At 72.2% G+C, this 13607-nt stretch carries 15 protein-coding genes; 14 read left to right on the top strand and 1 reads right to left on the bottom strand.

Annotation, left to right across the window (positions count from 1 at the left end; all coding sequences use genetic code 11):
• Positions 1–6 precede the first annotated feature (6 nt).
• The 14 genes from ACJX2R_RS07485 (at position 7) to ACJX2R_RS07420 (ending at position 11816) form a co-directional block, all read left to right on the top strand.
• Positions 7–333 carry a hypothetical protein gene (locus ACJX2R_RS07485; RefSeq protein WP_413099375.1) on the top strand — a complete coding sequence of 109 codons (327 nt, stop codon included), beginning with the start codon at positions 7–9 and terminating at the stop codon, positions 331–333.
• 1 nt (position 334) lies between these two features.
• The gene (locus ACJX2R_RS07480; RefSeq protein WP_413099374.1) at positions 335–742 is read left to right on the top strand and encodes a hypothetical protein; all 408 of its coding nucleotides are present in this window, start codon (positions 335–337) and stop codon (positions 740–742) included.
• 3 nt (positions 743–745) lie between these two features.
• Entirely contained in the window at positions 746–1141 is a 396-nt protein-coding gene (locus ACJX2R_RS07475) for a hypothetical protein (RefSeq protein WP_413099373.1), read from the top strand.
• A gap of 59 nt (positions 1142–1200) precedes the next feature.
• Positions 1201–2328 carry a beta-ketoacyl synthase N-terminal-like domain-containing protein gene (locus ACJX2R_RS07470; protein ID WP_413099372.1) on the top strand — a complete coding sequence of 376 codons (1128 nt, stop codon included), beginning with the start codon at positions 1201–1203 and terminating at the stop codon, positions 2326–2328.
• An 89-nt stretch (positions 2329–2417) separates the two neighbouring features.
• Positions 2418–2681 (top strand): acyl carrier protein, encoded by a 264-nt coding sequence (locus ACJX2R_RS07465; protein WP_262700341.1) that lies wholly within the window; start codon positions 2418–2420, stop codon positions 2679–2681.
• The gene (locus ACJX2R_RS07460; protein ID WP_262700340.1) at positions 2678–3064 is read left to right on the top strand and encodes a 3-hydroxyacyl-ACP dehydratase FabZ family protein; all 387 of its coding nucleotides are present in this window, start codon (positions 2678–2680) and stop codon (positions 3062–3064) included. The genes ACJX2R_RS07465 and ACJX2R_RS07460 overlap by 4 nt, the downstream gene beginning before the upstream one ends.
• The gene (locus ACJX2R_RS07455) at positions 3061–3570 is read left to right on the top strand and encodes a 3-hydroxyacyl-ACP dehydratase FabZ family protein (RefSeq protein WP_413099371.1); all 510 of its coding nucleotides are present in this window, start codon (positions 3061–3063) and stop codon (positions 3568–3570) included. The genes ACJX2R_RS07460 and ACJX2R_RS07455 overlap by 4 nt, the downstream gene beginning before the upstream one ends.
• A 15-nt stretch (positions 3571–3585) precedes the next feature.
• A complete protein-coding gene (fabG, locus tag ACJX2R_RS07450; protein WP_413099370.1) occupies positions 3586–4329 on the top strand; it encodes a 3-oxoacyl-[acyl-carrier-protein] reductase in 744 nt (247 codons plus the stop codon).
• A 13-nt stretch (positions 4330–4342) separates the two neighbouring features.
• Positions 4343–5074 (top strand): 2-hydroxychromene-2-carboxylate isomerase, encoded by a 732-nt coding sequence (locus tag ACJX2R_RS07445; RefSeq protein WP_413099369.1) that lies wholly within the window; start codon positions 4343–4345, stop codon positions 5072–5074.
• Between the two features lie 31 nt (positions 5075–5105).
• Positions 5106–6689, top strand: coding sequence for a class I adenylate-forming enzyme family protein (locus tag ACJX2R_RS07440; RefSeq protein ID WP_413099368.1), 1584 nt, complete (start codon positions 5106–5108; stop codon positions 6687–6689).
• 230 nt (positions 6690–6919) lie between these two features.
• On the top strand, positions 6920–7627 hold the full coding sequence (locus ACJX2R_RS07435; RefSeq protein ID WP_413099367.1) for a response regulator transcription factor: 708 nt from the start codon (positions 6920–6922) through the stop codon (positions 7625–7627).
• A complete protein-coding gene (locus tag ACJX2R_RS07430; RefSeq protein ID WP_413099366.1) occupies positions 7624–8337 on the top strand; it encodes a LuxR family transcriptional regulator in 714 nt (237 codons plus the stop codon). Before ACJX2R_RS07435 ends, ACJX2R_RS07430 begins: the two co-directional genes overlap by 4 nt.
• A gap of 184 nt (positions 8338–8521) precedes the next feature.
• On the top strand, positions 8522–9220 hold the full coding sequence (locus ACJX2R_RS07425; protein WP_262700334.1) for a haloacid dehalogenase type II: 699 nt from the start codon (positions 8522–8524) through the stop codon (positions 9218–9220).
• Between the two features lie 163 nt (positions 9221–9383).
• Complete coding sequence (locus tag ACJX2R_RS07420; protein ID WP_413099365.1) at positions 9384–11816, top strand: NB-ARC domain-containing protein; 2433 nt, start codon at positions 9384–9386, stop codon at positions 11814–11816.
• Between the two features lie 27 nt (positions 11817–11843).
• On the opposite strand, the gene ACJX2R_RS07415 is transcribed toward ACJX2R_RS07420, so the two are convergent.
• Positions 11844–13157: a hypothetical protein gene (locus ACJX2R_RS07415; protein WP_413099364.1), complete on the bottom strand. Its 1314-nt coding sequence runs from the start codon at positions 13155–13157 to the stop codon at positions 11844–11846.
• Positions 13158–13607 lie beyond the last annotated feature (450 nt).

The raw sequence follows: 13607 nt of genomic DNA, 5'->3' as shown, positions 1-13607 counted from the left end.
GAAGCCATGGACGAATACCTGCTGATCGAAAGCGGAGGACCGCCGGCCGGTCCGGGCAGTCACCGGTTCGCCGGCGACGCCGCCCAACTGGTGCGGCAGGGCGAGGACGTCGTGCTGTTCCTGGTCGAGAACGGCGTGGCCGGAGCGGTGCGGGGAGCCATGCCCGAACTCGACGCCCTGCTGGGAAACGGCGGCGAGCTGTGGGTGGACGCGTTCTCCCTGCGCCAGCGGGCCGTTGACGCCGAGGATCTGGTGCCCGGTGCCCGGCTGGTGGAGATGCGAGACGTGGCGCGGAAGCTGCTGAGTCCCACGGTGCGAATGGTGTGGCACTGACATGGTCTTCGCCGTCCGACACACCGATGTGATGCTGAAACTGCTGGGCGCGCCCCACCAGACCGACCTGGTGACCAGCGCGCTCAGGCTGGCGCAGGCCCTGCTGGACGAGGGCGCCGCCGTACAGGTCTGGGCCTGCGGCGACGCCACCGCGCTCACCTGCGCCGCCTTCGGCGACAGCAAACCCGTCAACGTCGCCGAGCGCACGGTGGACCACCCCTCCACCGGCACGGTGGTACGGGAACTGCTCACCGCCTACCCCGAGCGCCTGGACTGGTACGTCTGCCGGTTCTGCTGTGCGGAGCGCGGCAGGTCCGAGCAGATCGCCGAGGTGCTCAAGCGCCCGCCGAGCCAGTTCTGGCAGCACGTACGAGCCACCGACAAGGTCGTGGCGATGGGGGTCTGCTGAACCGTGGCCACGAACGACAACACCCTGCTGATCATCGAGCGCGCCCATCGGGGCGCGGTCGAGACCCAGTTCGCCGACACCCTGTTCTTCGTCCGTGAGCTGCACCGGCAGAGCGGAGGCCTCCATGTGGTGCTGCGCGGGCTCGCGGCCTCGTACGCGGTGGACACCACGTACGAGGCGGCCCTGCGCATCGCCGGGCGGACGCTCGACACGCTCCCCGACCCGCGCCGGCTGCTCCGGCGACTCCTCGACGACGGCGCCACCGTGTTCGTGGAGGAGGCCGATCTGTCCGCGCTGGGCGCCCGTGCGCGGGAGCGGTTGCTCCCCGGAGTGCGCCGCGTGGCCGGGGCCGAGCTGGTGAGCCGCTGGTCCGACTACGCACGGGTGTGGTTCTTCTGACCCCCGACCGCGCCCACCCCCATCCGCCTCCCGCCCGCGCCCGAAGGAAACAACCGTCCATGGTCTCCACCGACACGGCCGGCAGCCCGGTCATCTCCGCCTGGTCCGCGATCTCCCCGCTCGGGCTGGGCGGCGCCGAGTTCTCCCGGGGGCTGGGCTCCGGCCGCCGGGCCGCGGTCCGGCTGGACCGCGAGGAGTGGCAGGTGCCGTACCAGGAGGCCTGCCTGGTCCCCGACTTCGACATCCGGGGGCTGCTGGGCCGCAAGGGCACCCGCTCGATGGACCGGATCACCGGCCTGGCCGTGGTCGCCCTCGGCCGGCTGCTCGCCACCGGCGACGCCGGGCGGCTGCCGGGGATCGACGAGGACACCGGCCTGGTGCTGGGCACCAGCACCGGAAGCGCCCAGAGCATGATGGACTTCACCCGGGACTCCCTGGTGGGGGACCGCCCCTATCTGGTCGACCCGGCGCGCTTCCCCAACACCGTGATGAACTGCGCCGCCGGGCAGTCGGCCATCTGGCACCGCCTCAAGGGGCCCAACACCACGATCGCCGGAGGCAGGGCCACCGGACTGCTGGCCCTGCGGTACGCGCTGCGGCTGCACCGGGCGGGCCGAGCGCGGACCCTGCTGTGCGGCGCGGTCGAGGAGTTCTCCACGGCCCGCGCCTGGCTCGCCTGGCACGCGAGGGGAGTCACCGGCGACGGCGGGCGGCGCGACACGGTCCTCGGCGAGGGCGCCGCGGTGTGGCTGCTCGAGGACGCGGAGGACGCCCGGGCCCACGGTCGGCGCGGTATCGCGGAGGTCATGGGGCTGGGGTTCGGCTTCGCCGAGGACCACTCGGCGATCCGGCCGGTGCTGGTGGACTGTCTGCGCCGGCTGCTGGACCGGTCGGGCCTCGCCGCGGACGGCGTCGACGCCCTCGCCGACACCCAGTTGGCCGGGCCCGACGGCGACGCGGAGCGCGCCGCCGTCGCCGAGGTGCTCGGCACCCGCCTTCCGCCCCGGGTGGCGTGCGCCGATTCCATCGGCGACACATTCGCGGCCTCCGCCGCCTTCCAGATCGCCGCGGTGCTCGCCCGCGCCGGATCCGGGGAGGCCGACGCCGGGGCCCGGACCGTACTGATCACTTCCGCCGAGGCGAACGGCATGGTCGGAGCCGCCCTGCTGAGGCTCGCGGGTTCATGACCCCGTGCGCCATGTCCGATGGCGAACCCGCCATGTCTGGCGACCCGCAACCGCCGGCGAACCGCAATTCGATGGAGAGGCGAGGCACGATGCCCGACACCCAACCGACCCCCCTCGACCTGGAGGATCTGCGGCGCACCATCGCCGAGGTGTTCTGCGTGGACCCGGGCGAGGTGACCGACGAGACCCGCTTCGTGGAGGATCTGGGCGGCGATTCGCTGCTGGCGCTCGAGGTGATCGTCGCCCTGGAGAAGAAGTACGCCGTGCGGTTCGCGGAGTCGGATGTGCGCGGGCTGACCACGCTGCCACGGACCTACGACGTGCTCACGGACAAGCTCGGAGCCCGGGGATGAGCCCGGTGTGCACTCCGGTGGCGGGCCGGATCGAGCACGGCACGGCCCCGGACGGGACCACGCGCGTATCGATGACGGTCGGGCCCGAGGAGCCGGTCTTCCCCGGCCACTACCCCGGATTCCCGATCTTCCCCGGCGTCTGCGTCATCGAGTTCCTGCACCGCGGAGCGCTGGCCACCGCCCCCGAACCGGACCGCGGCTGGGCGCTGTCCGGCATCGAGAGCGCACGGTTCATGAACCCCGTCCTCCCGGGCGACACGCTCACCGCCGATCTGACCTGGCGCCGCGACGGCGCGGGCGGGCGCTGCTCCGCCTCGGTCACCGGCCCGCGCGGCACCGTCGCCCGGATCGCCCTCCGCTTCGAGGACGAGGGGGCGTGGTGACCGGAACGTCCGCCGGTGTCGCCGAACTCAAGCGACGGCTTCCGCACCGCCACCCGATGCTGCTGCTCGACCGGGTCGTCCAAGTGGAGCCCGGCGCGCGGCTCATCGCCCGTAAGGCCGTCACCTGCAACGAACCCTGGTACGAGCGCCTGGCCGACGACGCGGCCGAACGGGACCACGACTACCCGGCGGTGCTGCTCGTCGAGTCCTGCTGCCAGGCCGCCGGCCTCCTCGCCACCTGGGACGCCCCGGTGCCCGACGCGCGGGGCGATCGCGTGATGCTGTTCGGCGGCATCTCCGGGGTCCGGATCAGCGGGCGGGTGCGCCCGGGCGACGTGGTGGAACACCAGGTGCGGCTGGTCCGGAGCTTCGCGGACACCGTGATCTTCGAGGGGCGGAGCACGGTCGGGGACGAGACCGTCATGGAGATCGAACAGCTGGTCATCGCGTTCCGGCCGGGATCCGGGCTGGCCACGGCCACCCCGGCCACGGCGGACCGGGCCTGAGGGGAGGCGGACGACATGACCGGTACCGACAACCGGGTGGCCGTGGTCACCGGCGGTACGCGCGGCATCGGACGGGCCACGGTGCTGCGCCTGGCACGCGAGGGGTACGACGTGGCCTTCTGCCACGCCTCACCCGATCCGGAGCCCGGCGCACTGCTGGCGAAGGAGGTCCAGGAACTGGGCCGGCGGGCGATGGCCCTGCGGACCGATGTCTCGGACGCGGACGAGGTGCGCCGGTTCATGGCCGCCGTCCAGGAGGAGTTCGGCCCCATCGACGTCACGGTCACCTCCGCGGGCATCGTCCGCGACAATCCGCTGCTGCTCATGAAGGACGAGGAGTGGCACCAGGTCCTGGACACCAACCTCGACGGCACCTACCACGTGTGCCGCGCGGCCGTCTTCGAGATGATGAAACGCCGACGGGGCTGCATCGTGAACATCTCCTCGGTCGCCGGAGTCCACGGACACCCCACCCAGACCAACTACTCGGCCTCCAAGGCCGGGATCATCGGGTTCACCAAGGCGCTGGCCAAGGAGGTCGGCAGGTACGGCATCCGCGCCAACGTGGTGGCACCCGGATTCATCGAGACCGACATGACCGCCGCGCTGGCCGACAGCGCCCGCGCGGACGCCGCGAAGAAGATCCCGTTGCAGCGCTTCGGACGCCCGGAAGAGGTCGCGGACATGGTCGCGTACCTGGCCTCGGCCGAGTACGTGACCGGAAGCGTGTTGCAGATCGACGGCGGCATCGTCATCTGAGGAAAGGCCGGCCATGCCCCGGAGGGACCGTACGCCCCGCTTCTACTTCTCCCTGCGCAGCCCGTACTCCTGGCTCGCCTACCGCCAACTGCGCGATGAACACCCGGAGGTGGCCGACGCCATCACCTGGCGGCCCTTCTGGGAGCCGGACGCCCGCAGCCTGCTGATGCTGGAAAAGGCGGGCGGCGGCTTCCCGTACGTCGCCATGTCCCGCGCCAAGCACCTCTACATCCTCCAGGACGTGCGCCGGCTGTGCTCCGAGCGCGGGCTCGAGCCCGTGTGGCCGGTCGACCGGGACCCGGTGTGGGAGGTCCCGCATCTGGCCCATCTCGCCGCCGTGGACGCGGGGAAGGGCCCGGAGTTCGTCGAACGCGTCTACCGGGCCCGCTGGGAGGAGGGCAGGGACATCTGCGCGCCCGCCACCATCGCGGAGGTGGCCGCCGAACTGGGGTTGCCCGAGGACCGGCTGGCGGGCGCCGCGGACGACGACGAACTGCGCGAACGCGGGGTCGAGGCGCTGCTGCGGATCGACGCGGACGGCGTGTTCGGCGTGCCGTTCTTCATCCACGGCTTCCACAAGTTCTGGGGCGTGGACCGGCTCGCCGCGTTCATCGCGTCGGTGACGGGCGCCGCGCCGGGGCGGCCGGACGCCGAGTCGCCGGACACCGGACTGTCGGACACCGCACCGTCCGCCGCGGCGCCCGGCCGGGGCGGAGACCAGGGGCACGCGGGCGGCTGCGGCTGACCGCGACCCGACGATCGGCGAAGAGGAACCGATGAAGGAACAGAACCTTGGCTCGGCGGCGGCGGTCCACTACTGGGCCCGGACCGCCAGGGACACCACCGCCATCGTGTACGAGTCCACCCGGATCAGCTACGGGGCGCTGTCCGCCCGGGTGCGATCGCTGGCGGCGGCCCTGTCCGACGGCGGGGTGCGCACGGGCGACCGGATCGCCTTCCTGGGGCGCAACGGCCCGGTGCTGCTGGCGGCGGCGCTGGCCGCGTCCCACCTCGGAGCGGTCTTCGTACCGCTCAACGTCCGGCTGGCCGGAAGCGAGGTGGCGTACCTCCTCGGCGACTGCCGCCCCCACACCCTCATCGCCGAGGACGCGGGCCGGCCCCTGATCGACGGCATCGCGGACACCGTGCCCGTCCAGCGGTTCCTGCTCGCCGAGCGCGGCCCGGCCGCTTCCGGGGCGCACCCCCGCTGGGAACCACTGCCGATGCCGGAGGTGGCGGAGGCTGTGGAGCCGCCGGAAACCGCGGACGCCGCGCCGCCGGTCGCGGTCCGGCCCACCGACCCCGCGGTCATCATGTACACCTCGGGCACCACGGGGCGGCCCAAGGGCGCGGTGCTCACCCACGGCAATCTGTGGTGGAACCACCTCAACACCGCCGCCGTGATCCGCACCCGGCTGGGCGACCCCACCCTGGTGCTCGCGCCCATGTTCCACATCGCCGGGCTCAGTGGCTTCACCCTGGGCTCCCTCTGTCACGGCGGCACCCTGGTGATCCGGCGCTCCTTCTCTCCCGAGCAGTGCCTGGAGGACCTGGTCGAGCACCGGGTGGCCAATCTCATCGCGGTGCCGACGATGTTCGCGGCCATCGCCGCGACGCCCGGTTTTCCGCGCGCCGACCTCTCCGCGCTGCGCGCCGCGATCGTCGGCGGGGCCCCGGTGCCCCCCACCCTGGTCCGCGACTACCTCGCCCACGGCATCCCCCTGCACCAGGCGTGGGGGATGACCGAGACCGCGCCGCTGGCCAGCCATCTGCCGACCGAGCTGGTGGCCGCCCACCCCGACGCGGCCGGATTCCCGCTGCCCCACACCGAGATACGGCTGGTCGATCCGGCCACCGGAGGTGTGGTCACCGAACCGGAGGTGCCCGCGGAGATCTGCGTCCGGGGGCCCCATGTCTTCGCGGGCTACTGGAACGACCCGGAGGCGACCGGGCGGGTGCTGGACGACGCCGGATGGTTCCGGTCCGGGGACATCGGCCGCGTCGACAAGAACGGTCTGCTGTTCATCGTGGACCGGCTCAAGGACGTCATCATCAGCGGCGGGGAGAACATCTACCCCGCCGAGCTGGAGCGGCATCTGGCCGAGTACCCCGGTGTGCGCGAGGCGGCCGTGATCGGGGTGGAGCATCCGCGGTGGGGCGAGAGCCCGGTGGCGGTGGTGTGCCAGGACGGGGAGGGCCGGGCCACCCTGGAGGAGATCCGGGCGTTCATCGGGCAACGGCTGGCCCGGTACAAGCTCCCCACGGCCGTTCACCATCTCGACGCACTGCCCCGGAATGGCAGCGGAAAGGTGGACAAAGCAGCCTTGCGGGCACGGGTGCTCGGCGGCCGGCGGCCATGACGCCCCCCTGAAGCGCCGCCGGAACCCCACTCTGCCCGAACACGCGTAAAACACCCCCGGCCACGTAGGTGAATCGGCCCGTGTGGCGTGCATGTAAGCAAAGTGAAAGCGCGTGAAAAGTACCGAGACGTAGACTCCTCGGCACGTGCCCGGAGTTGCCTGAGTCCGGGTGTAAGAGATGTTGGCACGGGGGTTCCACATTGATGAGAAATACGGGCGGAGTTCCGCCCTTGGCGGACACGGTGACGATCGATCCGCTGGAAACGGGGATGCGGCGGGCCGCCGCGATCCAGCGGCTCGACACCGACCTTCTGGTGGCCGCCGCCACGGCCCTGGCCGACCAGGCCACAAGTAGTGTGAACGTCACGATTCCCAGTGATCGACGAGGTTTGTCGGAATTCGGTCCGGCGCTCCACGTCATGGCGAGGACGGTGCGCCCGGACGTCGAATTCCGGGTTCTCTTCTCCTCTCGCACTTTTGACGTCGAGGTTCTGCACCGGTTGACCACGGAGCGGGAGAACGTCGCTGTCCGAATTGCCGAGAGTCCGTTGCAAGGCGTGGCGATGGCCGACTTCCGCGGCGCGTTGCTGTGGTCGCCGATCGCCCTCAAGGACGGAAGTGTGGCGCTTTTCGACAAATCCGCGGAGATCGGCGCACTGGGATCTCTCTTCCTCGGTGCGTGGGGAAGTGCGATACCGCTCGCCGAATTCCTGAAGCGGCGGGAGCTGGTCCGGCACGAGGACCAGCGGCAAGTCCTGGGGCATCTGCGGGACGGGCACACGGACCGGGTCGCGGCGCAGAAGATGGGCATCTCCTACCGCACCTATCGCCGCCGGGTCGCGGAGATCCTGGAGGGGCTGGGCGCGGAGTCCCGCTTCCAGGCCGGGGTGCGGGCCAGTGAGCTCGGGCTGCTGTCGCCCCTGGAGGACGCCCAATGACGGCTCTTCCTCTTCCCGCTGCCCCGATTCCCATCGGCTCTCCTCCGCGGCCGCCCGCCGCACCGCTGAGCCGGGGCCCCGGCCCGGCCGAGGACGCCCGGGCGATCGTGCGCGAGGCCGGGCAGCATGTGTCCATCATCCTCGCGTTGCCCCGAGGGACGCAGCGCGAGGTGCTGCGGTCCCTCCTCCCGGACCTCCTGGACCAGGCGAAACCGGACGTCCGGGTGCGGATCCTGTGCACCCGCCACACCTATGACCGTCATCTGCCGCTCACCAACGGTGGCGACGGCGGCGGGCCGGAGGTGAGACTGGCCCGTCTCGATCCGATCGAGGCGGTCATGGCGGACGGCCGTACGGCCCTGGCCAATCCGCGGGCGGAAACCGGCTCGCAGATCTTCACCACCCAGGAGGTGCTGCCCGTCCAGGCGTTGCACACGCTGTTCAACTCCATCTGGAAGAAGTCGGCCCCGCTCTCGGCGCGGCCCGACTTCAGCGACCGCCGCCGCACCCGGCTGGTCGCCGAGATCCTCGGGATGCTGCGCGTCGGAGCCACCGACGAGGTCGCCGCCCGGGCACTGTCCATCTCCGTGCGGACCTACCGCAGACATGTCGCGGACATCATGGAACGGCTCGACGCGCGGTCGCGCTTCGAGGCCGGGCTGCTCGCCGCCGAGCTGGACATGCTTCCGCCTCCGGTGGAGAGACACTGACGGACCGCACCCGGCCGCCACCACCGGCCGGGTGCGCCACGGACCGGACGAGGTCCTGGGGGCGCCGTCTGGGCGACGCGGTGTGTCCGCTCGCGGACCGCTGGGCCTGCCCGTAATGTCCACTTGACCTCGGTCTGGACAGGACGGCGGGAGTGATCGGATGGCTATCGGGAACGGTGCTCCCATGGCCGCTGACGACCGCCCGGACGTCCTCGTCTTCGACGTCAACGAGACACTCACCGACATGACCCCGCTCGCCGCGCGCCTGGAGGACATCGGTCTGCCCGGCCATCTGCTGCCGGTGTGGTTCGCCGGTGTTCTGCGCGACGGCATCGCCCTGTCCCTCGCGGGCGGTCGCGCGACGTTCGCCGAGGTCGCCGGGGACGTCCTGCGCACACTCCTGGCCCGGCACGGGCCCGGGGGAGCGGACCCGGCGGCGGCCGTGGACCACGTGCTCAGCGGCCTGCCGGAGCTGCCCGTCCAGCCGGATGTCCCCGAGGGCGTACGGGCGCTGCACGCGGCCGGACACCGCCTGGTCACCCTGACGAACGGCTCGGCGGACACCACGCGTGCGGTACTGGACCGGGCCGGGTGCGCCGACTGCTTCGAGGCCCACCTGGATGTCCAGGGCGCCGGCGGCCAGTGGAAGCCCGCTCCCGCCGCGTACGCCTACGCGCTGCGTGCGGTCGGCGTGCCGGCCGGCGCGGCGACGATGGTGGCGGTGCACCCGTGGGACATCGACGGCGCCGCCCGGGCCGGTCTCTCCACCGTCTGGCTGCGGCGCACTCCGGTGCCCTACCCGTCCGCGGCGCGTCCCGCCGACCGGCGGGCGACCGGGGTCGCGGATCTGGCCCGGCGCCTGGGAGCCGCCCCGCCCGGCTGACCCGCTGACCCCACGAAAAGGCGTCGCGGGAGCCGGACAGCGGGTACGGCAGGGAGCGGCTCTCCCTGGGTGCTTGCCGCCAGGGTTCGGCGGCCGGTTCTGGGCCCCTCTTCCCGATCTCGTGGATACGATTTCGGGAAGGCCGAGTTGGGGGAGTAGCTGGATGGAACCGTTGACGGGCATGGTGCTCTCAACCGTCGGTACGGTCGCTTCGGGCGCGCTGTCCGGGGCCGGCGGCGAGATGGGCAGACGGACCTCCGAAAGGCTCTACGGACTGCTGAGGCGGGCGCGTGCCGAGGACTCGACGCCCGCCACCGCCGACCCGGATGGGTGCGACGGGCAGCACCTCACCCTGCCCATGAGCGAGTCCGAGCAGACCGCGGCCGCGCGGCGCCTTCTGGACGTCGCCCGCAGGTCACCCGAGTTCGCCCGCGAGGTGAGGGAGTGGGTGCGGGAGGCATCGTGGCTGGCCCCCCGCGCCGTGCCCGCCGTGGCGGACGACGCCTCCCGCCCCCAGATGCTGCCACCGGCCACCGCGGCGTTCACGGACCGGGAGGACGTGATCGCCGAGATCACGGCCCTGCTGGACGAGGCGGGCCGCTCGCCGGGTGCTCCAACGGTGGTCGCCCTCACCGGGCCCGGCGGCATGGGCAAGACCGCCACCGCCGTCCGGTGCGCCTACGAGCTGCGCGATCGATTCCCCGATGGGGTCCTCTTCGTCGACCTGGCCGGTGCGTCCGCCGGCACGGCGCTGTCGCCCTCCGATGTGCTGGCCCGGTTCCTGGAGCGGCTCGGGGTGCCACCGGCCATGGTGCCGGGCGATGAAGCACGCCAACGGGACCTGTATCGCGACTGCACGGCCGACCGGCGCCTGATCATCGTGCTGGACAACGTCCATGACGACGCACAGGCCATCGCGTTGCTGCCGGCCTCCCCGGAATGCCTCGTGATCGTGACGAGTCGGCACCGGCCGGGCCGTCTGGTGGCCGACCACGGGGCTCATCCGCTCACCTTGCGGCCGCTGTCCACCGTCGACTCCGTCCGGTTGCTGCGGCGCCTTGCCGAGCGCGGCCGGTCGGCGGCCGCCGAGGCGGTCGTGCGGACGGTGGCGGAGGCCACCGGCGGGGTCCCGCTCGCGCTGTGCACCACGGGCGCCAGTCTCGCCGTCCGCGAACATCTCACCTGGGAACGGGCGGCGCGACAACTGTCCGACCGGATCCACGGTCCTGACCGGGGACACGCCGCCATGCAGGACGCGGAGCACCACGCCTCGGGCGCACCCGGCGACCCTGTCCGCCTGGTACAGGAGGTCACCTACGGTGAACTGACGCCCGAGTGCGCCGCGTTCTACCGCGCGATCGCCGTGTGGGCCTGGCCGACCGTGACCGTCCTGTGTGCCGCGCACTGTGCCGATGTCCCGGTGGACCGGGCGCGGGAGCTGCTGGAGGAGCTCGCCCGGGTCCACCTGCTGGAAGAAGTCGACGAGGAACGCTACCGCTTCCACGACCTGACGCGGGCCCACGCGCGTGGGCGGGCGATCGAGGAAGACGGGCACGGCCGCATGGCCGCCGCCGTGCGACGGACGACGGTCGCGCACCTGCGGTTCGCGGCGGAGGCCGACTTCCGGGTGATGCCGCTGCGTTGGCGGCTCGGCCCTGCCTATCGGGGGCTCAGGCTGCCGGAAGAGCGCGATCCGGCGGACGGCAAACTCGCGCTGACGAGCCTGCGCCGCGAGCGTGAGAACCTCGCGGCCGTCATCCAGGCCGCCGCGCACCACGGTTTCGACGACCTCGTCTGGCAACTGTGCGAGGCGATGTGGGGGCTGCATCTGCTCCTTGGATTCCACGCCCAGTGGATCGACACGCATCTGCTCGGGGTCGACGCGGCCCGGCGCAGCGCGGCGGACTTCGGCGACCCCCGCGCCCCGGGCCGGATGCTGACGCAACTCGCCTTCGGTTACCTGGGCCTCGGCCGGGGCGACGATGCCGCGACGGCTCTCGCGCAGGCCGCGGCGGCGGACCGCGACTGCGGGCACCACCGCGGACAGGCGACCGCCGTCGAGGCGCTGGGGCTCCTCCACCGCAAGCGGTGGGAGTACGCGGAGGCCCAGGAGTGCTTCGAGGAGGCACAGCGGATCCTCGGGCGCATCCCGGAGGGCAGCGACGGCCGGAAGGACGTGCCCCGCGCCACGGCCATCCTCGAACACCACATAGGCCGCACCCAGGCCTCGCAGCGAGAATTCGGCTCCGCCCTCGCCCGGCTGAACAACGCGCTGGCGCTGTTCCGCCGACTGCCCGGCGGCGACCCGTACAACGAGGGCCGCGTCTACATGAGTCTGGGCGAGGCGCATATGGACGCGGGGGACACGGATCTCGCGCTCGTCTGCCTGGACCAGGCCGTCAAGGCCATGGAGACGGCGGGGGCGGGGCTGCAACTGGCCGACGCCACCGAACTGCGGGCCCGCTGCCACCGCCTCGCCGGCCGCCCCGGCCAGGAGGCGGAGGAACTGCGCACCGCCGCCGCGTACTACGAGGACAACGGCGACCGGGCCGGGCAGGACAGGGTCCGGGCGCGGCTGGGCGAACTCGGGGCGTGACGGTTCGGGAGCACGGCGAGGGACGGGTCACGCCGAAGGCGTCCTGACGCGTTCGATGGTGACCCGGTGTGCCGTGGAGCCGGTGCGTACGGTGAGCACGGGGGCGGCCTGCTCCAGCGTCCGCCCGCTCACGAGCCAGGCGTAGAGAGCCGAGGCGTAGGCGGCGGGGTCGCACAGGTCGGGTCGTCCGTCCGGACCCGTGGCGGCGGACAGCCGCACCAGGTCCCCGGCGCGGGTGCCCACGACGCAGCGGTCCGGACCGTCGATGTAGGCGGCGAGCCCGCAGTGCGGGTACCACGCGAGCGCTTCCGACGTCCAGGCGCCGGCCGGTCCGAGCCGAGGGTCGTCGTCGGCCGCGCGCCGGACGACGATGTCCGCGATCCGCAGCCGCCCGCTCTCCCGTGTCTCCTCGTCGACCACCGTATGGACGCTGTCGACCTCGTGCGTCAGGCTCTCGTACGGGTCGGGCTCGTCGCCGACCACGCAGTGGCGCACGACTGCGACCTCGGGTGGATCGGTCGTGACCGCCCGCGTGAGCACGCGGACCGGCACGGTACGGCGGGCGGGCAGGTAGGGCGGCAGCGGCAGTGGGTCCAGCAGGGCGGAGCGGCCTTCGGGTTCCGAGGCGCCCATGAGGTCGTAGAACAGGCGCCGAAGGAGCGCGGCCGACTCTCCGGGCGACGAACTGGCCTGCTCCATCAGCTCCTCGTACCGGTTCTGCTCGTGGCACTCGATGGCCCGGTCGATCTGCGCGCGCAGGCTTTCGCCGCGTACCAGGAGCGGGGCGGTCCGGCCGAGGGCGGCGACCGGGGAGAGCGGGTCCAGATCCTCCTGGGGAAAGGCGCCGAGGAGGACGGGTCTGCCGATGGACGCCGCGTAATAGGTGACGCTGGAATGATCGCCCAGCACGCAGTCGGCCGCGATCAGCGCCTGTCTCCACCCTTCGAGGGGCGGGATCGCCTCCAGACCGGCCCGGCGGGCGGTGTCGAGCCAGGCGCGGACCTGCCCGGGGCCATGGCCGTGCCAGATGTTCGGATGCAGGACGGCGGTGGTCCGGTACTCGTCGGCCGGCAGTTCCGTGGCCAGGCGGGACAACAGCCAAGGCAGCACATCGTCCGTATCCGCTCCGCCGGCCGCCGTCCCTACGGTTCCTCCACCGAACAGCGAACGCGTCGCCCAAGTCGAGCTGACGACGATCAGTCGCTGCCCCGGCCCCACGCCCAGGGCCCGGCGGAAGCGGTCACGCTGAGGAAGGGCGGCGAGGATGCGGTCGAAACACGGGTCCCCCGCGAGCACGGCGGTGGGAACGACCTCCGGGCAGGAGGTACGCAGCCGCTCCAACTGCTCGGGGTGCGACAGGACGGTGGCGGTTGCCAGCGGACTCCCGTCCTCCAGCAGCCACTCCGGCGACAGCCCGAAGACCGGCGTTGGGCGTTGGGCGTTCGGCGTTCGGCGTTCGGCGTTCGGCGTTCGGCGTTCGGCGTCGCCAACCTCTTATTGTAGCCAATCCCGTGCGACAATACGGCCAATTTCGCCCGTATTTGACTCAGCTCGCCGCCGTAGCTCGCTGCCACCGCCAAGTCGAACGTCGTGTCCTTGGCCTGTGCCCAGGGGAGTATCGGCAGCCCCGCCCCCGCCAACAGCTCGGGCACCCCGGCCAGGAACGGGGAAGACCCGGTGCAGGTGGCGAACAGCTGCACACCGATATCATCGTGGAACAGCGGAAGCACATCCAACAGGCGTGTCGCGGACGTCACGTTGTGTACGACGAGCAAGACCCGTCGGCAGCCC

Source organism: Streptomyces sp. Inha503, from assembly GCF_047215865.1.
Lineage (GTDB): Bacteria > Actinomycetota > Actinomycetes > Streptomycetales > Streptomycetaceae > Streptomyces > Streptomyces lycopersici.
The sequence above is the reverse complement of the archived record's forward strand: the minus strand, read 5'-3'. Positions and strand labels throughout refer to the sequence as shown.

Excerpts from the sequence above, each read along its gene's own strand:
- ACJX2R_RS07445 (WP_413099369.1), top strand. The coding sequence starts at position 4,343 with ATGCCCCGGAGGGACCGTACGCCCCGCTTCTACTTCTCCCTGCGCAGC.
- ACJX2R_RS07440 (WP_413099368.1), top strand. The coding sequence starts at position 5,106 with ATGAAGGAACAGAACCTTGGCTCGGCGGCGGCGGTCCACTACTGGGCC.
- ACJX2R_RS07465 (WP_262700341.1), top strand. The coding sequence starts at position 2,418 with ATGCCCGACACCCAACCGACCCCCCTCGACCTGGAGGATCTGCGGCGC.
- ACJX2R_RS07460 (WP_262700340.1), top strand. The coding sequence starts at position 2,678 with ATGAGCCCGGTGTGCACTCCGGTGGCGGGCCGGATCGAGCACGGCACG.
- ACJX2R_RS07485 (WP_413099375.1), top strand. The coding sequence starts at position 7 with ATGGACGAATACCTGCTGATCGAAAGCGGAGGACCGCCGGCCGGTCCG.
- ACJX2R_RS07470 (WP_413099372.1), top strand. The coding sequence starts at position 1,201 with ATGGTCTCCACCGACACGGCCGGCAGCCCGGTCATCTCCGCCTGGTCC.
- ACJX2R_RS07420 (WP_413099365.1), top strand. The coding sequence starts at position 9,384 with ATGGAACCGTTGACGGGCATGGTGCTCTCAACCGTCGGTACGGTCGCT.
- ACJX2R_RS07425 (WP_262700334.1), top strand. The coding sequence starts at position 8,522 with ATGGCCGCTGACGACCGCCCGGACGTCCTCGTCTTCGACGTCAACGAG.
- fabG (WP_413099370.1), top strand. The coding sequence starts at position 3,586 with ATGACCGGTACCGACAACCGGGTGGCCGTGGTCACCGGCGGTACGCGC.
- ACJX2R_RS07480 (WP_413099374.1), top strand. The coding sequence starts at position 335 with ATGGTCTTCGCCGTCCGACACACCGATGTGATGCTGAAACTGCTGGGC.
- ACJX2R_RS07430 (WP_413099366.1), top strand. The coding sequence starts at position 7,624 with ATGACGGCTCTTCCTCTTCCCGCTGCCCCGATTCCCATCGGCTCTCCT.